Here is a 24246-nt window from a genome sequence, read left to right as displayed (position 1 = left end):
AGTCGCCGTCGCGGTCCTGCCTCAGGGGATGTATCCGGAGACGACCGTGCCGTCGTCGAAGGTGAGGAATACGACATCACCGGCGGCCAGCAGATGCGGCGGGTCCTTGGGCGGGTTGGGGACGCCGGTGTAGCCGGTGATGTTCGTCGGCTCCCCGTCCGCCCGTCGGTACGTGCTCACCCCCACGTCCAGGGCCGAGAGGATCTGGTCTCCCGCCACCGACGGCTCGCCGCCCTCGTCCGACCGGTCGCCCGACCACTTCGACCGGCCGTCGCCCGCGTCGAAGGCGTAGGGGTGGTCGCCGTCGTTGACCACCACGGTCCCGTCGTCGGTCAGCGCCACCGGGTACCGGACCGTGATGTCCTCGGCGATGATCCGGTGCTCCTGCGGCCGGGTGACGTCGTTCATGACGGCGACCCCCGTCCCGGTCGCCCGGCAGACCAGCAAGCGGCCCTTGAGCGCCGGATCCCGGCAGGGGAAGTCGTTCGCGGGGAGTTGCTCCTTCACGGTGCCCGTCGCCCCGTCGACGATCCGGGTGCTCCCCTCGACCACGACCAGCCGCCCATCGTCGGCGACCAGGGCGGGCCGTGTGCCGGCGTAGGGCTTGTTCCACAGCTCGCCCCGGTCGCCCGTGAGCCGGCGGGCAGCCAGCCTGCCGGTGCCGGAGGTGGCGTCGCGGGTGGCGTAGTAGAGGGTGTCGCCGTCCTGGACGGCACCCGATCCGGTGTCTCCGGCGGGCAGTTGCGCGCGCCACCGCTCCGCGCCGTCCTTGATCCGGTAGCCGACCATCGCATGGCCGACGAACGCGTACACGGTCCCCTTCGTGAAGCCGGCGACGAGGGCCGCCGTGGCACCCTGTGCCCCCTTCGGTGTCTGCCAGCGCTGCTTGCCGTCGGCCGCGTCGAGTGCGGTGACCCCCTTCGTTCCGCCGCACAGCAGGGTCGACTCGGCAAGGCTGCAACCGCCCACGGCCCCCTCGACCGTGGACTGCCAGGCCTTCCATCCCGCGGGCCGGGCGGACAGATCGGTTGCGGCCTTGCCGAAGTCCCCGGTCCGGCCGCTGTCGGCCCGGGGAACCGCCCGCACACCGGCGGCCCCACCGGCGTTCGCTGGTCCGGCTCCGGGCCCCGTGGATCCGGAGCCGGCCCCGGTGCCGCCGCCCCGGGGGCCGGCATCCGGCCAGAACAGGTAGCCCAGCAGCAGGCAGACCGTGACCGCCACGGCCGTCAGGGTCACCTGAAGCTTCCGGCGAGACAGGCCCACCGACGTGCCCGCCCCGGAAACGGCGGCGGCGGCGAGCGGCGGGCCGGCCGGCAGCGGCGGCACGACGGGCGCGGGGGCCGGCTCGGCCGGGGCGGCGCCGGCACACTCCCGGGCTGCCCGCTCGTACGCGGCCTGCTGCGCCCTTACCCCCGGAGTCCAGGGGAACGGGACCGACGGCTGCTCCCGGAGCAGCAGAGCGGCCAGCTCCCGCGGGGCGGGGCGCTGTTCGGGCCGCGGATCGAGGCATCGGACGATCACCTCGCGCAACCGTGTCGGCACGCCGGAGAGTTCGGCCTCCCCACGGGCGATCCGGAAGATCACCGCTGCCATGTCGGAGTCGTCGAACGGACCACGTCCCGCTGCCGCGAAGGCCAGCACCGAAGCCAGGCAGAACACGTCGGAGGCGGGCACGAGTGCCCGCGAGCCGTTGACGTGCTCGGGTGAGATGTAGCCGGGGCTGCCGACCACGACACCGGTACGGGTCAACTGCGTGGCGTCGAAGGCCTGGGCGATGCCGAAGTCGATCACTTTGGGCCCGTCTGGGCCGAGAAGCACATTGCCCGGTTTGAGGTCGCGGTGCAGCACACGTACGGCGTGCATGTCGGCGAGCCCCCGGGCCAGGCCGGCACCCAGGGTCCGCACCACGGGTTCGGGCAGTGGCCCGTCGCGGGCCACCGCCTCGGCCAGCGAGGGGCCCGGGACGTACTCGGTGGCGAGCCAGGGCGTCCGGCCCGTCGCGTCGCCTCCGACGAGCGTCGCGGTGCGGGGACTGCGCACGGCGGCCGCCGCTTCGATCTCCCGCCGGAACCGGACGCGGAACCCGTCGTCCAGGTCGAGATCGGCTCGGACGGTCTTCAGCGCGACGAGTCCGCCGGCCGGCTCCCCGGCCGGCCGGGCCAGATACACCTCGCCCATGCCGCCCGCGCCGAGCAGTCCGAGGATCCGGTAAGGGCCGATCCGTGTCCGGGTGTTGGGGGCCAGGCGTTCGATCATGACGCGGACGGACCGGGCAGCGGGACGGAGAGCACCCTGCCGCCGTGGTAAATGACGTAGACGGCTCCGCCGACCGGAAGGACCTCCGGCGGCAGCACCTCGCCGGACATGACGACGCCCCACTGGAGCGTGTCGTACTCCTTGCGCAGTTCGGGCCCCGGAGCGCCCTTGAGCGCGGTTCTGCGCAGCGGACCGGGCTTGGATCCGTTGTGCAGGGCGACGCTGTACAGACTGGTGCTGTCCGCCCACACCAGGGTGTCCGCGACGATCATCGGGAGCGAGGCCGCGTTGATGCGGCTGCTGAACGATCTCCGGTCCAGCGGGTAGCGGGCAAGGGTCCTGCCGTCGTCCGCACGGACCAGGACGATCTCCGGGTCGCTGTCGTCCTCCTCCCAGGGAAGCGCGCTACGGACCAGGACGACCACATGGTCGTCGACGGCGACGAGTCTGCCGTTGTCGGTGAGTTCGTCCGGTACCGGAACCTCACCGGCGGGTTCGAGCGAGGGGGTGCCGAGCCGGTGGACGGCCATGCGCTCGCCGTCGGCGGAGTACGTGTACACGGAGCAGTAGACGTGCGGGGCGCGGATCAGCGCGTCGTGGCACTGGGAGGTCTGCTCGTCCTTCGCCCGGCCGAGCTCCGTGCCGACGTCGGCACGCAGGGCACGCAGCCCGCCCTGGCCGAGCAGGTAGAGCACCCCGTCCCTGGTGGCCAGCGGCCAGAAGTCGTACTCCTCGACCTTGGCAATGTCCTCGCCCACCAGCGGCTTGCGCCACCTCTCCTTGCCGGTCGCCAGGTCGAACGCGGCGATCCGGGCACCATGCGAGCTGGGGCCGATGTCCGCGAAGACCATTCCGTCGGCGACCAGCGGCGCACTCTCGAAACCGTGGGCGGACCCTGCACGGGACTCCCAACGGGTCTTCCCGGTACGGGAGTCGAGCGAGACGAGCCGGCCTCCGGTGGCGAGCAGGACCTGATCGCCGTAGACCGCGGGCCGGGTCGATCCGGACGGCGTGAAGACCTGTCCCGTGGGGCTGACCCGGGCGCCGGTCTCATCGGCGTCCAGCCGGGCCGAGTAGTCCCACAGTTTCTTCCCGTCGGCCGGTGAGAGCCCCTCGTACGAGCCGGCCGTGGTGCGGCAGACCAGGACGTCCCGGCCCGCCGCACAGCCGAACGGCTGCCCGGTCATCCTGCTCTGCCAGCTGTGCCACCCGGCCGGACGGACGTCACGGCCGTACGGGACGGTACCGGAGCCCTCCCGGCCGCCCTGGGTGTCGATACCGGCGAGCACCGTGGCCGGCGCCTTCGGATCGCCGTCGCCGCCCTTGTCGCCCCCACGCAGGGCCAGGAGGCCGCCGGTCGCGGCTCCGAGCAGGGCGAGCGCGGCCAGGGCCGCGACGAGGTTCCGGCGCCGCCGGGAGCGGCGCCGGGGTTCCGCGAGGCCGGGGCCCTGGGTGGGGGCGATGTGCACGCCCGGCGCAAAGTCCGTTCCCTGTGTGGGCAGTTGATGGGGCGCCGCCCGGCTCCCCGTGGCCGCCTCGGTGGGCGTGTAGCCCGGCAGCAGCGGCCCGTCCAGCGCGCTGACCCGGGCCAGCTCCCGTCCGTACTCCGCGATCTGCCCGGCCACCGGGGCGGACCACTCGGCGGCGGCGCCGGGCGTGAGCCGTTCGGCCAGTCCGGCGGCCGTGGGGCGGGCGGCGGGGTCGGCGGTCAGGCAGTCCTCCAGGACCGCGCGCAGCACCTCGGGCACGTCGTCCAGGTCGGCCTCGACGTACTTGACCCGGTAGAGGACGGCGGCGACGGGCCCGTCGCCGAACGGGTCGCGGCCGGTGGCGGCGAAGCAGAGCACCGAGGCGAGGCAGAAGATGTCGGAGGCCGGGACGACGCGTCCGCTGCCCGCCACGTGTTCGGGGGACATGAAGGCGGGGCTGCCGACCATCCGGCTGGTGGTGGTGAGCGGCGTGGCGCCGGCGTCCCGGGCGATACCGAAGTCGATGAGGCGCGGCCCGTCGGCGGCGAGCATCACGTTGCCGGGTTTCACGTCGCGGTGGACGATCCCCGCCGCGTGGACGGCCGCCAGGGCGTGGGCGATTCCGGCGCCCAGCATCCGGACCTCGGCCTCGGCCATCGCACCGGCGCCGCGGACGGCGGCGGAGAGCGTCGGTCCGGCCACGTACGCGGTGGCGAGCCAGGGCACCTCGGCGTCCGCGTCCCCGTCGAGCAGCGGGGCGAGGTGGGGGCCGGTGACGGACCGGGCGACGGTGATCTCGCGGCGGAAGCGGTTGCGGAAGCCGGGGTCCTGCGCCACGTCGCGGCGGACCGTCTTGACGGCCACGGCGTCGCTCCCGTCGCCCCGGTCGCCCAGGAAGACCTCGCCCATGCCACCCGCGCCCAGCCGGGCCCGTATCGCGTACGGGCCGATCCGCCGGGGCGAGTCCTGCCGCAGCGGACCCAGCATGTGTCGCTTCCCCCCTCGTGCGCATGACACGTGACCGGCGGCAATCCTGTCACGGACGGGGCGGCAGCAGGGCCCGAAGACGCCAATGGCGCACTCCCGCCCGGTGACTGACGTGATATCAGTCATGAGCGGCGGGGCGCGCCACCGCCGGGGCCCGTTCCCGGTGCGGCCCGCAGACCGCACGCGGACCGGTTCCCTCCCCGTTTCCGGACGCGGCCCGCACGCCGCACCGGAAACGGGGGAAGGGCGGGTCAGCCCCCGCCGGTGAGCCCCGCCACCAGCTCGTCCGCCGCCGCGTACGGGTCGAGGCTGCCCGCCACGATGCGTTCGGCGAGCGCGCCGAGGTGGCGGTCGCCGTGCAGATCACCGATGCGCTCGCGCAGCCGCGTCACGGCGATGGTCTCGACCTCGCGGGAGGCGCGGGCCGCGCGCCGCTCGGCGAGCACTCCGTGCTCCTCCATCCACGCCCGGTGCTTCTCCAGCGCCTCGACGACCTCGTCGATGCCCTCGCCCCGGGCGGCGATCGTCTTCACGATCGGCGGCCGCCAGTCGCCGGGGCCCCGTGATTCACCGAGGCCCAGCATGTGGTTGAGCTCGCGCGCGGTGGCGTCCGCGCCGTCCCGGTCGGCCTTGTTGACGACGTACACATCGCCGATCTCCAGGATTCCGGCCTTCGCCGCCTGGATGCCGTCCCCCATCCCGGGTGCCAGCAGGACGACGGAGGTGTCGGCCTGGGAGGCGATCTCCACCTCCGACTGGCCGACGCCGACCGTCTCCACCAGGATCACCTCGCAGCCCGCCGCGTCCAGCACCCGGATCGCCTGCGGTGCCGACCAGGCGAGGCCGCCCAGGTGGCCGCGGGTGGCCATGGAGCGGATGTAGACGCCCGGGTCGGAGGCGTGCTCCGACATCCGGACCCGGTCGCCGAGGAGCGCCCCGCCGGAGAACGGCGAGGACGGGTCGACGGCCAGGACGCCGACCCGCTTGCCGGCCCGCCGGTACGCCGAGACGAGCGCCGACGTCGATGTCGACTTGCCGACACCGGGCGAGCCGGTCAGGCCGACGACGTACGCGTTGCCCGTCAGCGGCGCCAGGGCCGCCATCACCTCGCGCAGCTGCGGCGACGCCCCCTCCACCAGGGAGATGAGCCGGGCCACGGCCCGCGGCCGGCCCGCACGTGCCTGCTCGACCAGGGTGGGGACGTCCACCATCACCGCTCCGTTCACTCGCTGCGTGCTCTACGTGTACCGCGTACCACTGGCCCGGAACGTACTACTTGCCCGGGACGCGGACGATCAGCGCGTCGCCCTGACCGCCGCCACCGCACAGCGCCGCCGCGCCGGTGCCGCCGCCGCGCCGCTTCAGCTCCAGCGCCAGGTGCAGCACCACACGGGCGCCCGACATGCCGATCGGGTGGCCCAGCGCGATGGCACCGCCGTTGACGTTCACCTTCTCCGGGGTGACGCCGAGGTCCTTCATCGACTGGACGGCGACCGCGGCGAAGGCCTCGTTGATCTCGATGAGGTCGAGGTCCGCCACCTCCAGGCCCTCCTTCTTGAGGGCGTGCAGAATCGCGTGGGAGGGCTGCGACTGGAGCGAGTTGTCCGGGCCCGCCACATTGCCGTGGGCACCGATCTCGGCGATCCAGTCCAGGCCCAGCTCCTCGGCCTTGGCCTTGCTCATGACGACGACCGCGGCAGCGCCGTCGGAGATCTGCGAGGAGGTGCCCGCGGTGATCGTGCCGTCCTTGGCGAACGCCGGACGCAGCTTGGCGAGGGACTCCGCGGTCGTCTCCGGGCGGATGCCCTCGTCCTTGGCGAAGAGGACCGGGTCGCCCTTGCGCTGCGGGATCTCGACCGGGGTGATCTCGGCCTCGAAGATGCCGTTCTTCTGGGCCGCGGCGGCGCGCTGGTGCGAGAGGGCGCCGATCTCGTCCTGGTCGGCGCGGCTCAGTCCCAGGCGGGAGTTGTGCTTCTCGGTGGACTCGCCCATCGGGATGTTCTCGTAGGCGTCGGTCAGACCGTCGTACGCCATGGAGTCGAGCATCTCGATGGCGCCGTACTTGTGGCCCTCGCGGGACTTCGGGAGCAGGTGCGGGGCGTTCGTCATGGACTCCTGGCCGCCGGCGACGACGACGTCGAACTCACCGGCGCGGATCAGTTGGTCGGCGAGCGCGATCGCGTCGAGCCCGGACAGACACACCTTGTTCACGGTGAGCGCGGGAACGTTCATCGGGATGCCGGCCTTGACCGCGGCCTGGCGGGCCGGGATCTGGCCCGCACCGGCCTGCAGCACCTGGCCCATGATCACGTACTCCACCTGGTCGCCGCCGATGCCGGCCCGGTCCAGCGCGGCCTTGATGGCGAAGCCGCCGAGGTCGGCCCCGGAGAAGCTCTTCAGCGAGCCGAGGAGGCGGCCCATGGGCGTACGCGCGCCCGCGACGATCACTGAGGTGGTACCGGTCGTTCCAGACATGAGGGGCGCCCCTTGGGATGAGGAGTGAACGAGGGTTTACTTGAATGTACTGAGCGGTACCTCGCCCGTCATCCGGCAGCGGGTGTGACGGCGCGCACGTTGCGTAACCATCCGTGTGGCGCTGCACTGGTTCCATGCTGACGCGAATCGATCACATCGGGATCGCCTGTTTCGACCTCGACAGGACCGTCGAGTTCTACCGCTCGACCTACGGGTTCGAGGTGTTCCATTCCGAGATCAACGAGGAGCAGGGCGTACGGGAGGCCATGCTCAAGATCAACGATACGTCCGACGGCGGCGCTTCCTACCTCCAGCTCCTGGAGCCGACCCGGGAGGACTCGGCCGTGGGCAAGTGGCTGGCGAAGAACGGGGAGGGCGTCCACCACATCGCCTTCGGCACCGCGGATGTCGACGCCGATTCCGCGGACATCAGGGAGAAGGGGGTCAGGGTGTTGTACGAGGAGCCCAGGACCGGTTCGATGGGGTCCCGGATCACCTTCCTGCACCCCAAGGACTGCCATGGAGTCCTCACCGAACTGGTCACGTCCGCAGCGGAGCACTGACCTCCGGATACCCGGCCCGGTAGAGTGGGCTGTTCCGGGCCGGGGCCGGGTCGGGGCCGCGCCGCGTCCCCAGCCGTTGATCTGTCACCATTCCCCGGGGGACCGTTCACCGGTGAACGGTACTCGTTGGAGAGTTGCGACCAGGGGACGGATGGGACCGCGCAGTGCGGGGCTACGAACGCCAGGAGAGCCACCGAGCTGACGACGACCATCTCTCGCGGTTCGAAGCCGAGATGGACCGGCTGAAGACCGACCGGGAGAAGGCCGTCCAGCACGCCGAGGACCTCGGTTACCAGGTCGAGGTCTTGCGCGCCAAGCTGCACGAGGCTCGGCGCAATCTCGCGACCCGTCCCGCGTACGACAGCGCGGACATCGGCTACCAGGCCGACCAGTTGCTCCGTAACGCCCAGATCCAGGCGGATCAGCTGCGGACCGACGCCGAGCGGGAGCTCCGCGACGCCCGCGCGCAGACGCAGCGGATCCTCCAGGAGCACGCCGAGCACCAGGCGCGGCTCCAGGCCGAGCTGCACAACGAGGCGGTGCAGCGGCGCCAGCGGCTCGACCAGGAGCTGGCGGAGCGCCGCCAGACCGTCGAGTCCCATGTCAACGAGAACGTCGCCTGGGCCGAGCAGCTCAGGGCCAGGACGGAGTCCCAGGCCCGCCGGCTGCTGGAGGAGTCGCGGGCCGAGGCCGAGCAGTCCCTGACGGCCGCGCGCGCCGAGGCGAACCGGGTTGCGGAGGAGACCAGGCAGCGGCTCGGTTCCGAGGCGGAGTCGGCACGGGCCGAGGCCGAGGCGATCCTGCTGCGCGCCCGCAAGGACGCCGAGCGGCTGCTGGACGCCGCCTCCAGCCAGGCGCAGGAGGCCACCAGCCACGCCGAGCAGCTGCGTACGTCGACGTCGGCCGAGACCGAGCAGACCCGCCAGCAGACCGCCGAGCTGAACCGGGCCGCCGAGCAGCGCATGCAGGAGGCCGAGACCCGGCTGCGCGAGGCCCGGCTGGAGGCCGAGAAGGTCACCGGCGAGGCGAAGGAGGCCGCGGTCAAGCGGCTGGCCGCCGCCGAGTCGCAGAACGAGCAGCGCACCCGTACGGCCAAGTCGGAGATCGCCCGGCTGGTCGGCGAGGCGACCAAGGACGCCGAGACGCTCAAGGCGGAGGCCGAGCAGGCGCTCGCCGACGCGCGGGCCGAGGCGGACCGGCTGAAGTCCGAGGCCTCCGAGAAGGCCCGCACGGCCGCCGCCGAGGACACCGCGGCCCAGCTCGCCAAGGCCGCCAGGAGCGCCGAGGAGGTGCTGACCAAGGCGTCCGAGGACGCGAGGTCCACCACCAGGGCGGCGGGCGAGGAGGCCGACCGGATCCGCCGCGAGGCGGAGGCCGAGGCGGACCGGCTGCGCGGCGAGGCCGCCGAGCAGGCCGATCAGCTCAAGGGCGCGGCCAAGGACGACACCAAGGAGTACCGGGCCAAGACGGTCGAGCTCCAGGAGGAGGCGCGCCGGCTGCGCGGCGAGGCCGAGCAGCTGCGCTCCGAGGCGGTCGCCGAGGGCGAGCGGATCCGTGGCGAGGCCCGCCGCGAGGCCGTCCAGCAGATCGAGGAGGGCGCGAAGACCGCCGAGGAGCTGCTGGCCAAGGCGAAGGCGGACGCGGAGGAGCTGCGCTCCACCGCGAGCACCGAGAGCGAGCGGGTCCGCACCGAGGCGGCCGAGCGCGCCGGCACGCTGCGCAAGCAGGCCGAGGAGGCCCTGGAGCGCGCCCGTGCCGAGGCCGAGCAGCTGCGTACCGACTCCGAGGAGCAGGCGGGCTCGACCACCACCGCGGCCGAGCGGGCGGCGGCGGAGCTGCGCGAGGAGACCGAGCGCGCGGTCGCGGCCCGGCAGGCGGAGGCGGCCGAGGAGCTGACTCGGCTGCACACCGAGGCGGAGACCCGGGTCGCCACTGCCGAGCAGGCGCTCACGGACGCGCGCGCCGAGGCGGAGCGCATCCGGCGCGAGACGAACGAGGAGTCCGAGCGGCTGCGGACGGAGGCCGCCGAGCGGATCCGGACGCTGCGGGAGCAGGCGGAGACCGAGGCGGAGCGGCTGCGCGACGAGGCCGCGGCGGATGCGTCGCAGTCGCGTGCGGAGGGCGAGTCCGTCGCCGTACGGCTGCGGTCCGAGGCCGCCGCCGAGGCCGAGCGGCTCAAGTCCGAGGCGCAGGAGAGCGCCGACCGGGTGCGGTCCGAGGCCGCCGCCGCGGCGGAGCGGGTCGGCACGGAGGCCGCCGAGGCGCTGGCCGCCGCCCAGGAGGAGGCGAACCGGCGCCGCCGGGAGTCCGAGGAGACCCTCGACGCGGCACGCACCGAGGCGAACCAGGAGCGTGAGCGGGCCCGCGAGCAGAGCGAGGAACTGCTCGCCTCCGCCCGCAAGCGGGTCGAGCAGGCGCAGGCCGAGGCGCAGCGGCTGGTCGAGGAGGCGGACAGCCGGGCGACCGAGCTGGTCTCCGCGGCCGAGCAGACCGCCCAGCAGGTACGGGATTCGGTCAGCGGGCTGCAGGAGCAGGCCGAGGCGGAGATCGCCGGGCTGCGCTCGACCGCCGAGCATGTCGCGGAGCGGACGAAGTCCGAGGCGCAGGAGGAGGCGGACCGGGTCCGCACCGACGCGCACGCCGAGCGGGAGCGGGCCGGCGAGGACGCGGCCCGGATCCGCCAGGAGGCGCGGGAGGAGTCCGAGGCCGCGAAGGCGATGGCCGAGCGGACCGTCGCCGACGCGATCAGCGAGTCGGAGCGGCTGCGGGCGGACACCGCCGAGTACAGCCAGCGGATGCGTACCGAGGCCTCCGACGCGCTGGCCTCGGCCGAGCAGGACGCCTCGCGCAGCCGCGCCGAGGCCCGCGAGGACGCCAACCGGATGCGTTCCGACGCCGCGACCCAGGCCGACCGGCTGGTGGGCGAGGCGACGAGCGAGGCCGAGCGGATCGGTACGGAGTCGACGCAGCAGGCCACCCGGCTCGTCGACGAGGCGACGCAGCAGGCCACCGCGCTGGTCGACGAGGCGAAGCAGCGGGCGGCCCGGCTGTCGGGCGAGGCCGCGGACGAGGCCGAGCGGCTGCGTGCGGAGGCGGCGGCCACCGTCGGCTCGGCGCAGGAGCACGCGGCCCGCACCCGCGAGGAGTCGGAGCGGGTGCGCGCCGACGCGGAGTCGGCGGCCGAGCAGATGCGCGCGGAGGCCCGCCAGGAGGCGGACCGGCTGCTCGACGAGGCGCGGGAGGCCGCGGCGAAGCGCCGGGCCGATGCCGCCGAGCAGGCCGATCAGCTGGTCAACAAGGCCCAGGAGGAGGCGCTGCGCGCCGCCACCGAGGCCGAGGAGCAGGCCGACACGATGGTCGGCGCGGCCCGCAAGGAAGCCGTGCGGATCACCTCGGAGGCGACGGTCGAGGGCAACTCCCTGGTGGAGCGGGCCCGTACGGACGCGGACGAGCTGCTGGTCGGCGCGCGCCGGGACGCCACGGCGATCCGGGAGCGGGCCGAGGAGCTGCGGACGCGGATCGAGGGCGAGATCGAGGAGCTGCACGACCGGGCCCGGCGGGAGACCTCCGAGCAGATGAAGACGGCGGGCGAGCGCGTCGACAACCTGATGAAGGCGGCGACGGAGCAGCGCGACGAGGCGGCGGCCAAGGCCAAGGAGCTGCTGGCGGACGCCAATTCGGAGGCGAGCAAGGTCCGGATCGCCGCGGTGAAGCGGGCCGAGTCGCTGCTGAAGGAGGCCGAGCAGAAGAAGGCCACGCTGGTCCGCGAGGCCGAGAAGCTGCGGTCCGACGCCGAGGCCGAGGCGAAGCGCACGGTCGAGGAGGGCAAGCGCGAGCTCGATCTGCTGGTGCGCCGGCGCGAGGACATCAACACCGAGATCTCCCGAGTCCAGGACGTGCTGGAGGCGTTGGAGTCCTTCGAGACGCCCACGGGCGGCGGCAAGGGCGCGGGCGGCTCCTCCGGTGGCGTCAAGGCCGGGGCCTCGGCGGGCACTCGATCGAGTGGCAAGTCGTCCGAGGGGTAGTCGCGTTGTCAGGTCCCGTGCTCCGACAGGAACGTTCAACCCTCCGAGTGGCAAGAGTTGCGGGGGTCAGCCACTCAAAAGAGGTGTCATTCTCCAGATCAAAAGGGCATCCGCTCGGTGACACGCCGTCCGGGCCCCTAGGATTCCCTCTAACACCTCACCGGTCTCATTCGACAGGAACCCCATGAGCGACCCTTCCTCCCCCTTCGGCTTCGAGCTCGTGCGACGTGGATACGACCGCGGTCAGGTGGATGACCGCATTACCAAGCTCGTCGCCGACCGTGATAGTGCCCTGACCCGCATCACGTCTCTGGAAAAGCGCATCGAGGAGCTCCACCTCGAAACGCAGAACGCCCAGGCCCAGGTGAGCGACGCCGAGCCGTCGTACGCCGGCCTCGGCGCGCGGGTGGAGAAGATCCTCCGCCTGGCCGAGGAGGAGGCGAAGGACCTGCGTGAGGAGGCCCGTCGCGCCGCCGAGCAGCACCGTGAGCTCGCCGAGTCGGCCGCCCAGCAGGTGCGCAACGACGCCGAGACGTTCGCCGCCGAGCGCAAGGCGAAGGCCGAGGACGAGGGCGTCCGGATCGTCGAGAAGGCCAAGGGTGAGGCCGGCTCGCTGCGCACGGAGGCCCAGAAGGACGCCGCGCAGAAGCGCGAGGAGGCGGACGCCCTCTTCGAGGAGACCCGCGCCAAGGCCGCCCAGGCCGCCGCGGACTTCGAGACCAACCTGGCCAAGCGCCGCGACCAGTCGGAGCGCGACCTCGCGTCCCGTCAGGCCAAGGCCGAGAAGCGCCTCGCCGAGATCGAGCACCGCGCCGAGCAGCTCCGCCTGGAGGCCGAGAAGCTCCGTACGGACGCCGAGCGCCGGGCCCGCCAGACGGTGGAGACCGCGCAGCGCCAGTCCGAGGACATCGTGGCCGACGCGAACGCCAAGGCCGACCGGATCCGCAGCGAGTCGGAGCGCGAGCTGGCGGCTCTCACCAACCGCCGCGACTCGATCAACGCCCAGCTGACCAACGTCCGCGAGATGCTGGCCACGCTGACCGGTGCCGCGGTCGCCGCGGCGGGCACCCCCGCCGACGACGAGCCGGTCACCCGTGGCGTCCCGGCCCAGCAGGGCCGCTGACCCCGAGTACCGCAGCTGCACCCCAGGAGGACACTGAAGATCTTCAGCATCCTCCTTGCGCGCCCGGTCCCGCCCTTGTGGTGGCGCCGGGCGCGCGGCCGTTCTAGCGTGAACGCATGATCGAGCTCGATGGCCTCACCAAGCGCTTTGGCAACAAGGTTGCCGTCGACCGGCTTTCCTGCCAGGTCAGACCCGGAATGGTGACGGGTTTTCTGGGGCCCAACGGGGCGGGCAAGTCCACGACGATGCGGATGATGCTCGATCTCGACAACCCGACCAGCGGATCGGTGCGCATCAACGGCAAGCACTACCGCGACCTGGAAGAACCCCTCAAGTACATCGGGGCGCTGCTGGACGCCAAGTCGATGCACGGCGGACGCAGCGCGTACAACAATCTGCTCTGTCTCGCGCAGAGCAATCGCATCCCGGAGAGCCGGGTCGCGGAGGTTCTGGACACCGTCGGCCTGACCGCGGTGGCGAAGAAGAAGTCGAAGGGCTTCTCCCTCGGCATGGGCCAGCGGCTCGGGATCGCCGCGGCGCTGCTCGGCGACCCGAAGGTGCTGCTCTTCGACGAGCCGGTCAACGGTCTGGACCCCGAGGGCATCCACTGGATCCGCAATCTGATGAAGGCGCTCGCCGCGGAAGGACGGACGATCTTCGTCTCCAGCCATCTGATGAGCGAAATGGCCCTCACCGCGGACCACTTGATCGTGATCGGCCAGGGCAGGCTGCTCGCCGACACCTCGATGGCCGATTTCATCCACCAGAACTCCCGCAGTTACGTGCGGCTGCGCTCGCCGCAGCAGGAGAGGCTGCGCGATGTGCTGCACGAGGCGGGCCTGATCGTGGTCGAGACGGGAGGCGGCACGCTGGAGATCGACGGTGCCACGACCGAGGCACTGGGCGAGCTCGCCGCGCAGCACCAGATCGTGCTGCATGAGCTGAGTGCCCAGCGGGCCTCGCTGGAGGACGCGTTCATGCAGATGACGGCGGACTCCGTGGAGTACCACGCACACTCGGACCACGCCGCGGCGCCACCGCCCGCGGGCCCGCAGTGGGGCGATCAATGGAACGAGCGGACCGGTGGCGGCACCGGCAAGGAGGTGTGACGACGATGGCATCGGTACCCGCGGTCCTGACCTCCGAGTGGACCAAGATCCGTACGGTCTCCTCGACCGTCTGGACGCTGATCTCCGCGTTCGTCGTCACCGTCGCGATGAGCGCGGCGCTCTGCGCCCTGATGAACGCCCAGTTCGACGACCTCCCGGTGGCGCAGCGGGCCACCTTCGACCCGACCCTCATCAGCTTCTCCGGCATGGTCCTCGGCCAGCTGGCCATGGTCGTCTTCGGGGTGCTGGTGGTCGGTACGGAGTACAGCTCCGGCATGATCCGCACCTCGCTGGCGGCCGTGCCCCAGCGCGGTTCGTTCCTGTTCAGCAAGGTCGCGGTGGCCGGTGTACTGGCCCTGGTGGTCGGCATCGCGACCAGCTTCGTCTCGTTCTTCCTCGGACAGGCCCTGCTCGGCGACCACCACACGGACATCGGTGCGGACAACGTCCTGCGCGCGGTCGTCGGCGGTGGCATCTACATGGGCCTGATCGGGATCTTCTCGATGGGTGTGGCCACGATGCTGCGCAGCTCCATGCTGTCGCTCGGCATCCTGATGCCGTTCTTCTTCCTGGTCTCCCAGATCCTGTCGGCGGTCCCGGGGGCGAAGAAGGTCGCCCGCTACTTCCCCGACCAGGCCGGGTCCAAGATCATGCAGGTGGTTCCCGACGCCATGCACAGCAACCCGGCTCCGTACGGGCCGTGGGGCGGGCTCGGAATCCTGCTCGCCTGGGTGGCGGCCGCGCTGATCGGCGGCTATCTCGTACTCAAGAAGCGGGACGCGTGACCGTTCGCCCGGTCCGGGCAGCGACGCGCGCCCGCAACGGCTTGGCCGGAACCGTCGGAGCCTGGATATCCTCCTAAGTCTTACGGGGGTGTGCGGCCGCTCGGCCTGGGCCCCGACGACAGCTGTGAGTCGATGGGGCTGAAGCATGATCGAGGCAGTCGGCCTGACAAAGCGCTACGGCGCGAAGACGGCCGTGTACAACCTTTCCTTCCAGGTGCGGCCGGGCAGCGTCACCGGATTCCTGGGTCCCAACGGGTCGGGCAAGTCCACCACCATGCGCATGATCCTGGGCCTGGATCAGCCGACTTCCGGCCATGTGACGATCGGCGGCCACCCCTTCCGCAGTCTGCCGAACGCCCCGCGCCAGGTGGGCGCGCTGCTGGACGCGAAGGCGGTGCACGGCGGGCGCAGCGCCCGTAACCACCTCCTCTCGCTCGCCCAGCTCGCCGGTATCCCGGCCGCCCGGGTCGACGAGGTGCTCGGCGTCGTCGGCCTCCAGGACGTCGCGCGGCGGCGGTCCAAGGGCTTCTCGCTCGGCATGGGCCAGCGGCTCGGGATCGCCGCGGCGCTGCTCGGCGACCCCCAGGTGCTGCTCTTCGACGAACCCGTCAACGGTCTGGACCCCGAGGGCATCCTCTGGGTCCGCAATCTGATGAAGATGCTGGCGTCCGAGGGCCGTACGGTCTTCGTCTCCAGCCATCTGATGAGCGAGATGGCGCTCACCGCCGACCATCTGATCGTGATCGGCCGGGGTCAGCTGCTCGCCGACATGAACGTCAAGGACTTCATCTCGGCCAACTCGGCCGACTTCGCCCGGGTACGGGTCGCCGACGGCCGCGCGGAGCGGCGCGAGAAGCTGACCGCCTCGCTCACCGAGGCGGGCGGACGGGTCATGTCCGAGCCGGACGGGGCCCTGCGGATCACCGGGCTGCCGCTGCCGCGGATCAGCGATGTGGCCCACGAGTCGGACGTCCGGCTGTGGGAGCTCTCACCGCACCAGGCCTCGCTGGAGGAGGCATACATGCGGATGACCCAGGGCGCCGTGGACTACCGCTCGACGGCGGACCAGAAGGCAGGTCTCCAGCAGCCGGCGGACCACGGGTACGCGCAGCCGGGGTACGGGCAGCCGCCGGTCCCGGAAGCGCCCCAGCAGAACTGGTACGCCCCGCCGCCGCCCGGACAGAATCCGTACGCGGCGGCCCCGGCCGAGTCCGCCGCGGCCCCCGCAGACCTGACCAAGCGCGACACCAGCGAGGACGCCCGATGACAACGCCGCCGACCCCGCAGGCGCCGTCCCAGCGGCAGGCCCCGGCCCCGCAGCACAGCCCCCGGGCCTCGCCGGCCGGCCCCTACACCTCGCCGATCCCGGTGCGCCGGGCCACCCTCGGCGACGCGATCGCCTCCGAGTGGACCAAGATCCGCTCGGTGCGCTCCACGATGTGGACGCTCGGCGTCATGATCGTGCTGCTGCTCGGGATCGGGCTGCTGGCCGCGGTCGCGGTCGACACCTCCGATACCGATCTCGGCTCGACGCCGGTGCTCAGTCTCGGCTTCTTCGGGGTGCTGCTGGGCTCGATCTGTGTGATCACGCTCGGTGTGATGACCATCGCGTCGGAGTACGGCACGGGCATGATCCGTACGACGCTGACCGCCTGCCCCAGCCGCGCACGGGTGCTGTGCGCGAAGGCGATCGTCTTCTTCCTGCTCACCTTCGTGATCACGACCGTGACGACCGCGGTGGTCGCGGTGATGCAGACGGCGTTCATCGACAGCGCGACACCCAGCGGCGGCGAATGGCTGCGCGCGACGGTCGGTGTCGGTCTCTACATCGCGACGCTGGGGCTGCTCTCCCTCGCGGTCGGCGCTCTCATCCGGCACTCCGCCGGTGCGATCACGATCATGATCGGAGTGGTGCTGCTGCCGCTCGTGCTGGCCATGTTCATGTTCGCGAAGTCGCTCTCCGACCTGCGGTTGGCGCTCTTCCAGTACTCGATCCCCAGCCAGCTCAGCGCGTTCTACTCCACCTCGGTCGCCGATTCGGGACCGTCCGGCTGGGACCCGCTGTGGATCATGCTCGGCGTCACGGCCGTGGCCCTGCTCGGTGCGTTCGGCGCCCTGAACCGCCGGGACGTCTGACCCGTCCCCGCCCGGAGGGGCTCAGTAGCGAGGCGCGTTCCTGGACCGCTGCACCTGTGTGGTGCGGCGGTCCTTCGCGTTCCAGCACGCCTTGTGCCAGTGCCTGCGGTCGTCGATCCCGCCGTACTCGGACCAGGCCACCAGGTGCGGGACGCCGGACGGGATCTCCTGGTCGCAGCCGGGGCAGCGGTACCGCTTGCCCGCCGCGCTCGCGCCGCTGACCGGACGGACCGACCACTGCTCGCCCTGCCATTCCTCGGCGCGCCCGCCGCCGCCGTACCGGTCCCCCGGTGCCGCGGTGCTGTCGTGGGGACTCTCGCCGCCTCGGGGGCGGTTGCGGCGCGGGGACACGTGACACCTCACGGGGCAGTCTGGGCAGTTCCCGTCCAGCGTAGGGCCATTTGGCCGACCCGGGCGTCCGGCGCCTCGCGGGGCGACGTCCCGGACGGGGTGAGTTACCGGAAAATCGCAACAACCTGCCTGCGGACCGTGCCTTTGGCACGTGTCAGACGTTGTTGCTCTACAGAGGAGAGCCGCGTCGGCCGCAAGGAGGCAATTGGCGATGCGCGTGGGAACGTTCGTACTGGCAGCCCAGTTTCCGGGGCAGGGGCCGGGGGAAGCGCTGCACCGCGCGATCCGGTCCACCGAGGTCGCGGAGGAGTCCGGGCTCGACTCGGTCTGGCTGGCAGAGCATCATTTCGTGCCGTACGGGGTCTGCCCGTCTGCCGTCACCCTGGCCGCGCTGCTGCTCGGCCGCACCCGCAGAATCCGGGTGGGCACGGCGGTGAGCGTGCTGCCGACCCAGCATCCGGTGGCGCTCGGCGAACAAGCCGCGCTGCTCCACCTCACCAGCGGCGGCCGATTCACCCTCGGCGTCGGCCGGGGCGGTCCCTGGGTGGATCTGGAGGTGTTCGGCGGCGGCCTGGAGGCCTACGAGAAGGGCTTCCCGGAGTCCCTGGAGCTGCTGCTCGACTGGCTGGGCAAGCCACGGGTGGCCGGGCGCGGGGAGCGGTACGGCTTCCGCGAGGTCGCCGTGGTGCCCCGGGCCGACGAGCCGCTCGCCGGGGACGGCGAGGGCTCCGGACCCGAGGTGGTCGTCGCGTGCACCTCTCCCGGGACGGTGAAGCTCGCCGCGGAGAACGGCCTGCCGATGCTGCTCGGGATGCACTGCGGGGACCAGGAGAAGGCCGACATGGTCGCCCTGTGGCGGTCCACCGCGCTCGCCGCGGGCCGCTCGCCCGAGAGCGTCCGGGAGGCCGGGCACGTGTCCGCGGGGGTGGCCCAGATCGCCGACCGCGCCGAGGACGCGGTGGAGACACTCGTGAAGGCGATGCCGGGCTGGCTGCGACAAGGGCTGGACGCCCATGTGACGGTCGACGACCGACACCGGGTGATGCGCGATCCGGTCGCGTACACGGAACTGCTGTGCGGCCTTCATCCGGTGGGCCCGCCCAGGCTCGCCGCCGACCGGCTCGCCGCCACCGCCGAGCGGACGGGCATCACCCGCTTCGCGCTCCTGGTGGAGGGGTCGGGGGATCTGATGGCCACGGAGGAGAACGTGGCGCGGCTGGGCACCGAAGTGCTCCCGCTGCTCACCTGACGAGTCGTGAGACGTACGGGGCTGCCGCCCCGGAGCGAGTTGCACGATCTCGCCCGGAACGGCAGCAGAAGCGTTTAGCAGTCCCGAAGTTCGGGCGACTGATTGAGCAACTGGCCCCTCACCGAGGTGAAGCGGGCCAGACGCTCGTCGACCGAGGCATCCAGCGGGAACACCGCGACGCGGTGGCAGTTCTGGAATGCCAGGCGCACCCCGAAGTGCCGCTGCAGCGCGCCGCGTATCGCATCACTCGCGAGCGCGCGCAGCAGCTGACCACGTGCCTGTTCGTTGGGCGGGGGCGTCTGGTTGTCGGCGAACTGCCCGCCGTCGACCTTCAGCTGAGCCACCAACGAGCTGATCATCTCCCATGCGTAGGGCAGGGAGGTCCGGACGCAGTCGACGAAGTCGGCTTCGTCGACCTCGCCTCGCTCGGCCTGTTCCAACAGCGCCGGTGAGACGTCGAGCGACATGGGTTCTCCTCTCGCGACCCCGACGCCGGGCCGGGGCCTTACGGGCAGGGAAGGAGGACGGCGACGCAGCGTACACAGACGGCGACCTCCTGCTTCCACGGTAAGGGTGCAGTCCTGGCCGCACCAGGAGATTGGGAACACAACCGGCCATTGGCGAAGGGGCGCAAAGAGGGGCAAGCCCGAACGGCACCCCTCGTGGGCAACCCCGGTGACGGGTGTGACAGGGGGAGAATCGCGTGGAACACCTCTCGTCGAGTAGCGTTGCCGACCATGCGTCTCGTCATCGCCCGCTGCTCCGTGGACTACGCCGGCCGGCTCACGGCCCACCTGCCCTCCGCTCCCCGTCTGATCCTGGTGAAGGCGGACGGGAGCGTGTCGATCCACGCCGACGACAGGGCGTACAAACCCCTCAACTGGATGTCACCGCCCTGCACCCTCAAGGAGGGCAGCGACGACACCGCGGGCGTCTGGACCGTGGTGAACAAAGCGGGCGAGAAACTGATCATCACGATGGAGGAAATCCTCCACGACTCGTCCCATGAGCTGGGTGTCGACCCGGGCCTCATCAAGGACGGCGTCGAAGCGCATCTTCAGGAACTGCTCGCCGACCGGATCGAGACACTCGGCGAGGGCTACACCCTGATCCGCCGCGAGTACTTCACCGCCATCGGACCGGTCGACATCCTGTGCCGGGACGCCGACGGCCAGACCGTCGCCGTGGAGCTGAAGCGGCGCGGCGACATCGACGGCGTGGAGCAGCTGACCCGCTATCTGGAGCTGCTCAACCGCGATCCCCATCTCGCCCCGGTCAAGGGCATCTTCGCGGCCCAGGAGATCAAGCCGCAGGCGCGGGTGCTGGCGACGGACCGCGGGATCGGCTGTGTCGTTCTCGACTACGACGCGCTGCGCGGCATCGAGGACGACAAGCTGCGGCTGTTCTGACCCTCACCGCTCCCTCCGCTCCCGAACGCCGGACGTGTGTGTCACGTCCGGCGTTCGTCGGTTCCGGGGCCGCTCAGGTCACCGTCGGACTGCTGTCCGCGCTCGCCGTGGCCGAGGACGACGACGAGGAGGGCCCGCTCGCCGAGTCGGAGGTGTCGGGCGAGGACGGTTCGGGCTCGGTGGCGGTGTCCGTCGGCGTCGGGGAGTCGGTGTCCGGACTCCCGGTCGGGCTGGGCGACTTCGTCGGCGTGGGCGACTTCGTCGGGCGAGGCGACTTGGTCGGCTTGTGCGACGGCGGCTTGCTGCTGGACGGGGTGTCCGACGACGGGCTGTCGCTCGGTCCCGAGGGGTCCGTGGACGGCGTACCGGTGCCGCTCGGCGTGATCTCGCCGCCCGACGGGCCGGGCGTCGCCGCGCTGCCGCTGGATGCTGGGACGCCGGGCGTCGAGCCGTCCGCCGGGCTGTCGGCCGGGACTTCGTCCTCGCCGTCGTCCTGGCTCTGCGACTGCTCGGTCGTGACGTCCTGGTTCCCCTGGACGTCGTCGTCGCCGGAGGTCAGTCCCAGCGCCACCACCGTGCCGAGCACACCGGTCAGGAGTACGCCCGCGGCCGTCGCGACCAGATTGCGCCGGGCCCCGGCGAGCACCGCGAAGCGGCCTCCCCGGGCGCCCCCGGCGGCCTTGGCGGTGCTCTGCCGCGATATCACCGTGGGGGCGCCCTCGTACGGCCCCGACAGCGTCTGCGTCACGGAGGGCGTCGCACGGGTGGACTGCGTCGGCGGCCCCTCGGCCCGCGGGACCGGCAGTTCCTCTCCCGGCGGGGTGAGGACGACGGGCAGCGGGCCGCCGGAACGGTCCGCGACCAGGGCGAGCGCGCGCCGTCCGGCCACCGCGCCGGACTTGTCGGCGAGCGCCCCGCGCATGCTGATCGAGGTCTCCAGCTCGGCCCTGGCCCGGTCCGGATTGCCGGCGAGGAGCGCGAGGACCCCCAACTCGTGGTGGAAGTAAGCCTCTTCGGCGACCTCTCCGGCGACCCTGGCCGCCTCCTGGCCGATCCGCAGCGCCCGCTCCCAGGCTCCCCAGTGCAGGCCCGCAGCGAAGGCCGGCGAGGCGCTGCGGGCCAGCAGCACGGCCACGCTGGTCTGCCCCGCCCCGTCGCCGGGCACCAGCTGCGCCATCGCCGCGACGACCGCGTCGCCCTCGGCCGTCACCCGCTCGGGAGTGACCGAGGGGTGACCGGCCCACCAGGCGTAGTGCTGGGCCGCGGTCCGCGCCCGGTCGGTGGCGTCCTCGCCGTATCCGGCGGCCTCCAGCTGGGTCACGACACCGGCGGCCAGCCGGTAGCGGGGGCCGGCCGGGGAGAGCAGCCCGCAGCCGGCCAGCTCGCCGAGCGCGGCGTCCGCGTGGGTGTCCCCGATGAGCGCCGGCAGATGCGCCTGGTGCGGCACCTCGCCGCCGAGGGCCACCGCGAAGCGCAGGGTGTCGCGGGCGGACCCGCTCAGCCGCGAGGCGAGCAGTGCGGCCGGGGCAGCGCCTTCCCCGAGGCTGGGCAGCGGTATGTGGACACCGTCGACGTCCTGGTCGTGCCCGAAGGGGACGTCCGCGGGCCGGCCGTCGCCGCCGCCGAACACGCCGTACGCCTCGGGGTCGGTACGCAGCAGGTCGCGCTGGCGCAGCAGGGCGCCCGCCTGGACGAAGCGCAGCGGCAGCCCCTCGGACTCGAACCAGAGGTCCCCCGCCCAGTTCGCCTCCTCGTCGGTGAGCGGGCGCTCGACGGCCCGCTCCAGCAGGTCGACCGCGGCACCGCGGCCGAGGCCCGCGAGGAAGACCTCTTCGAGGTGCGAGTCCGTGGTGGGCGCGGCGACATCGGGAACCGTCGCGAACAGGAAGGCGCACTCCGGCGTCGCGTCGAGCAGCTCCTCCAGCGCGGCCCCGCCGAACTCCAGGTCGTCGAGCAGCACGACGGCCCCGATGCTCCGGACCTTGTCGAGCAGCCCGGCGCGGTCGGGGCGGTGCTGCGGCGAGTCGTGGACGGCCTCGAAGAGCCCGTGCAGCAGGTCGGCGGCGGTGCGCTTGTAGCCGCTGAGCCGTACGACTCCGTCCGGTGCGAGGTCCGCGCAGTCGGCCGCGACGGCGTCCAGCAGTGCCGTACGGCCGGATCCGGCCGGTCCGGTGAGGCGCACCGAGCGGCCCTGGGCCAGCAGGCGCACCAGTCGTTCGCGCTCCTGCGCGCGCTCCAGGAGGGGCAGTTGGGGGGCGGGCGGGCCGGGCGGTACGGGCGGCGCGGTGGCGCGTTCGCGGGCGGCGCGCCCCGCCGCGGTGCGCCGGGCCGGAGGACCGGGCTGCTCCCCCGGTGGGCACAGCTCGACCTCGCTGCCGTCGACCGGGTTGACGGTGAGGAGGTAGTCGCCCGATATGAGCCGGACGACGCGTGCCTGCGGCGGCGTGGGCTGACCGGGATCCGGGGTCAGCTGGTCGCGGGCCGGCCGTCTGCGGCCGGGCCCCTCACCGAAGCTTTCGTTGTCCCGGCCGTACTGTTCCGGTCCCCGGTGTGTCGGGTCCATCGCCAAAGCCCCCAGACGCGTCGCGCACGATTGCCCCTCCGGCCTCGCACGCCCCGCTGTCGCTTCTGGTCCGGTGTCCGCCCGGTGGGTTCGTCAATCGGCGGACGGCCGAACCCTAGACCGTCGCACGGGGTCCCCGCACAGTCGGGGGGTCACGCCGCCCGAAGCGCACGTTATCGTGCGGATTGTGCGCTTTCTTCCGCGGTGCACGGCCGGTGGCCGTTCGCCGGATAGGACGCTCCCGCCGGTCGGTCACTCACCGGTCGGACGCCCCTACACGCGCGGCAGCGAGTCCGCGGCGATTCCGCCCTCGATGGCCAGGATGCGGTGCAGCCGGGTCGCCACCAGCAGGCGCTGCATCTGTGGCGGCACGCCACGCAGCACCAGCCGCCGCCCGGCCCGTCCGGCCCGGCGGTGTGCGCCCATGATGACGCCGAGTCCGGTGGCGTCCCAGGAATCCAGCTCGGTCAGGTCGAGCACCAGGTCGCCGACGCCGTCGTCGAGGGCCGAGTGCAGGGCCGTACGGGCGTCCGCCGCGCTTCGGACGTCGAGGCGGCCCCCGACGACCAGCTCGGCGTGGTCGCCCCTGATGTGCATATGCGCTCCCCTGGAATGCTCCGTAGCAAGGTTCGTCTGTCTGTTCTGTCTCTGCCACAACTGACTCCGGCGGAGACAGGGAAGTTTCCGTCTGTAAGCGAACCGATACCGAATTCACCCCGTGGAGTGACTGAGGTGCGGTCGAGGGCCACTCGGATCCACTGCTTCCGGGAGACTCCCCCGGACCTCCGGGCCTGATCGACGGCGGATCAGGCAACCGGAGGGCCGAAAACGATCAGTACGTGTAGAAGCCCTGCCCGCTCTTGCGGCCGATGTCACCTGCGTCCACCATCCGGCGCATCAGCTCCGGCGCGGCGAACTTCTCGTCCTGCGACTCGGTGTAGATGTTGCTCGTGGCATGCAGCAGGATGTCGACGCCGGTCAGGTCCGCCGTGGCGAGCGGGCCCATGGCGTGGCCGAAGCCCAGCTTGCAGGCGATGTCGATGTCCTCGGCCGAGGCGACGCCCGACTCGTACAGCTTGGCGGCCTCGACGACGAGCGCCGAGATCAGCCGGGTGGTGACGAAGCCGGCCACGTCACGGTTGACGACGATGCAGGTCTTGCCCACGGACTCGGCGAACTCCCGTGCGGTGGCGAGGGTTTCGTCGCTGGTCTTGTAGCCGCGTACGAGTTCGCAGAGCTGCATCATCGGGACCGGCGAGAAGAAGTGCACCCCGACGACGCGCTCGGGGCGCTCCGTCACGGCCGCGATCTTGGTGATCGGGATGGCGGAGGTGTTGGAGGCGAGGACGGCGTCGTCCCGGACGATCTTGTCGAGGGCCCGGAAGATCTCGTGCTTGACCTCCAGCTTCTCGAAGACGGCCTCGACGACGACATCCGCGTCGGCGACCGCGTCGAGGTCGGTGGTGGTCGTGATGCGGGCGAGCGCGGCCTCGGCGTCGGCCGCGTCCAGCTTGCCCTTGGAGACGAACTTGTCGTACGAGGCCTTGATGCCGTCACGTCCACGGGTCAGGGCTTCGTCGGTGACGTCGCGCAGCACCACGTCCCAGCCCGCCTGGGCGGAGACCTGCGCGATGCCGGACCCCATGAGTCCGGCTCCGATGACGGCGAGCTTCCTGGCCACGTGTGCACCCCTTGGTTTCTGTTCGCCTCTGCAGCTGGTCCCTGCACGGCCGGTCTTAACGGTTG

General features: G+C 72.1%; 18 protein-coding genes. 9 read left to right on the top strand and 9 right to left on the bottom strand.

Features of this window, described 5'->3' with window-relative positions:
* Positions 1-21 precede the first annotated feature (21 nt).
* The 4 genes from OG611_RS28475 to OG611_RS28460 form a co-directional block, all read right to left on the bottom strand.
* Positions 22-2256 carry a protein kinase gene (locus OG611_RS28475; RefSeq protein ID WP_266426598.1) on the bottom strand — a complete coding sequence of 745 codons (2235 nt, stop codon included), beginning with the start codon at positions 2254-2256 and terminating at the stop codon, positions 22-24.
* Positions 2253-4712 (bottom strand): PQQ-binding-like beta-propeller repeat protein, encoded by a 2460-nt coding sequence (locus tag OG611_RS28470; RefSeq protein WP_266426595.1) that lies wholly within the window; start codon positions 4710-4712, stop codon positions 2253-2255. Before OG611_RS28470 ends, OG611_RS28475 begins: the two co-directional genes overlap by 4 nt.
* A 251-nt stretch (positions 4713-4963) precedes the next feature.
* Positions 4964-5923, bottom strand: a complete 960-nt coding sequence (gene meaB, locus OG611_RS28465; protein ID WP_266426593.1) for a methylmalonyl Co-A mutase-associated GTPase MeaB — start codon at positions 5921-5923, stop codon at positions 4964-4966.
* A gap of 61 nt (positions 5924-5984) precedes the next feature.
* Complete coding sequence (locus OG611_RS28460; protein WP_266426590.1) at positions 5985-7187, bottom strand: acetyl-CoA C-acetyltransferase; 1203 nt, start codon at positions 7185-7187, stop codon at positions 5985-5987.
* Between the two features lie 134 nt (positions 7188-7321).
* Here OG611_RS28460 and mce point away from each other — a divergent pair, with 134 nt between their 5' ends.
* From mce to OG611_RS28425, 7 genes are all read left to right on the top strand, one after another.
* Positions 7322-7750: a methylmalonyl-CoA epimerase gene (gene mce / locus OG611_RS28455; protein ID WP_093544046.1), complete on the top strand. Its 429-nt coding sequence runs from the start codon at positions 7322-7324 to the stop codon at positions 7748-7750.
* Between the two features lie 164 nt (positions 7751-7914).
* On the top strand, positions 7915-11775 hold the full coding sequence (gene scy / locus OG611_RS28450; RefSeq protein WP_266426587.1) for a polarized growth protein Scy: 3861 nt from the start codon (positions 7915-7917) through the stop codon (positions 11773-11775).
* A gap of 184 nt (positions 11776-11959) precedes the next feature.
* The gene (locus tag OG611_RS28445; RefSeq protein ID WP_266426585.1) at positions 11960-12898 is read left to right on the top strand and encodes a cellulose-binding protein; all 939 of its coding nucleotides are present in this window, start codon (positions 11960-11962) and stop codon (positions 12896-12898) included.
* Positions 12899-13014: 116 nt separating this feature from the next.
* A complete protein-coding gene (locus OG611_RS28440; RefSeq protein ID WP_266426583.1) occupies positions 13015-14007 on the top strand; it encodes an ABC transporter ATP-binding protein in 993 nt (330 codons plus the stop codon).
* Positions 14008-14012: 5 nt separating this feature from the next.
* Positions 14013-14792, top strand: coding sequence for an ABC transporter permease subunit (locus tag OG611_RS28435; protein WP_266426580.1), 780 nt, complete (start codon positions 14013-14015; stop codon positions 14790-14792).
* A 145-nt stretch (positions 14793-14937) separates the two neighbouring features.
* Complete coding sequence (locus OG611_RS28430; protein ID WP_266426577.1) at positions 14938-16059, top strand: ABC transporter ATP-binding protein; 1122 nt, start codon at positions 14938-14940, stop codon at positions 16057-16059.
* Positions 16056-16928, top strand: a complete 873-nt coding sequence (locus OG611_RS28425; protein WP_266426574.1) for an ABC transporter permease subunit — start codon at positions 16056-16058, stop codon at positions 16926-16928. Before OG611_RS28430 ends, OG611_RS28425 begins: the two co-directional genes overlap by 4 nt.
* 21 nt (positions 16929-16949) lie before the next feature.
* On the opposite strand, the gene OG611_RS28420 is transcribed toward OG611_RS28425, so the two are convergent.
* Positions 16950-17279 carry an ATP/GTP-binding protein gene (locus OG611_RS28420; protein ID WP_266426571.1) on the bottom strand — a complete coding sequence of 110 codons (330 nt, stop codon included), beginning with the start codon at positions 17277-17279 and terminating at the stop codon, positions 16950-16952.
* Positions 17280-17490: 211 nt separating this feature from the next.
* Between OG611_RS28420 and OG611_RS28415 the strand changes: the two genes are divergently transcribed.
* Complete coding sequence (locus tag OG611_RS28415; RefSeq protein WP_266426568.1) at positions 17491-18528, top strand: LLM class flavin-dependent oxidoreductase; 1038 nt, start codon at positions 17491-17493, stop codon at positions 18526-18528.
* Between the two features lie 74 nt (positions 18529-18602).
* Here OG611_RS28415 and OG611_RS28410 read toward each other — a convergent pair whose 3' ends face one another.
* The gene (locus OG611_RS28410) at positions 18603-18995 is read right to left on the bottom strand and encodes an SCO5389 family protein (protein WP_266426565.1); all 393 of its coding nucleotides are present in this window, start codon (positions 18993-18995) and stop codon (positions 18603-18605) included.
* 270 nt (positions 18996-19265) lie between these two features.
* Between OG611_RS28410 and nucS the strand changes: the two genes are divergently transcribed.
* The gene (gene nucS, locus OG611_RS28405; RefSeq protein ID WP_266426563.1) at positions 19266-19937 is read left to right on the top strand and encodes an endonuclease NucS; all 672 of its coding nucleotides are present in this window, start codon (positions 19266-19268) and stop codon (positions 19935-19937) included.
* 73 nt (positions 19938-20010) lie between these two features.
* Here the strand turns inward: nucS and OG611_RS28400 are convergent, their stop codons facing one another.
* The 3 genes from OG611_RS28400 to OG611_RS28390 all read right to left on the bottom strand — a co-directional run bounded on the left by OG611_RS28400 (position 20011) and on the right by OG611_RS28390 (position 24181).
* Entirely contained in the window at positions 20011-22500 is a 2490-nt protein-coding gene (locus OG611_RS28400; RefSeq protein WP_266426560.1) for an ATP-binding protein, read from the bottom strand.
* Between the two features lie 273 nt (positions 22501-22773).
* Positions 22774-23097 carry an STAS domain-containing protein gene (locus OG611_RS28395; RefSeq protein WP_072486732.1) on the bottom strand — a complete coding sequence of 108 codons (324 nt, stop codon included), beginning with the start codon at positions 23095-23097 and terminating at the stop codon, positions 22774-22776.
* Positions 23098-23332: 235 nt separating this feature from the next.
* Positions 23333-24181: a 3-hydroxyacyl-CoA dehydrogenase family protein gene (locus tag OG611_RS28390; protein ID WP_266426553.1), complete on the bottom strand. Its 849-nt coding sequence runs from the start codon at positions 24179-24181 to the stop codon at positions 23333-23335.
* Positions 24182-24246 lie beyond the last annotated feature (65 nt).

Source organism: Streptomyces sp. NBC_01363 (genome assembly GCF_026340595.1).
Taxonomy (GTDB): domain Bacteria; phylum Actinomycetota; class Actinomycetes; order Streptomycetales; family Streptomycetaceae; genus Streptomyces.
This window is presented reverse-complemented; position numbering and strand designations above follow the sequence as displayed.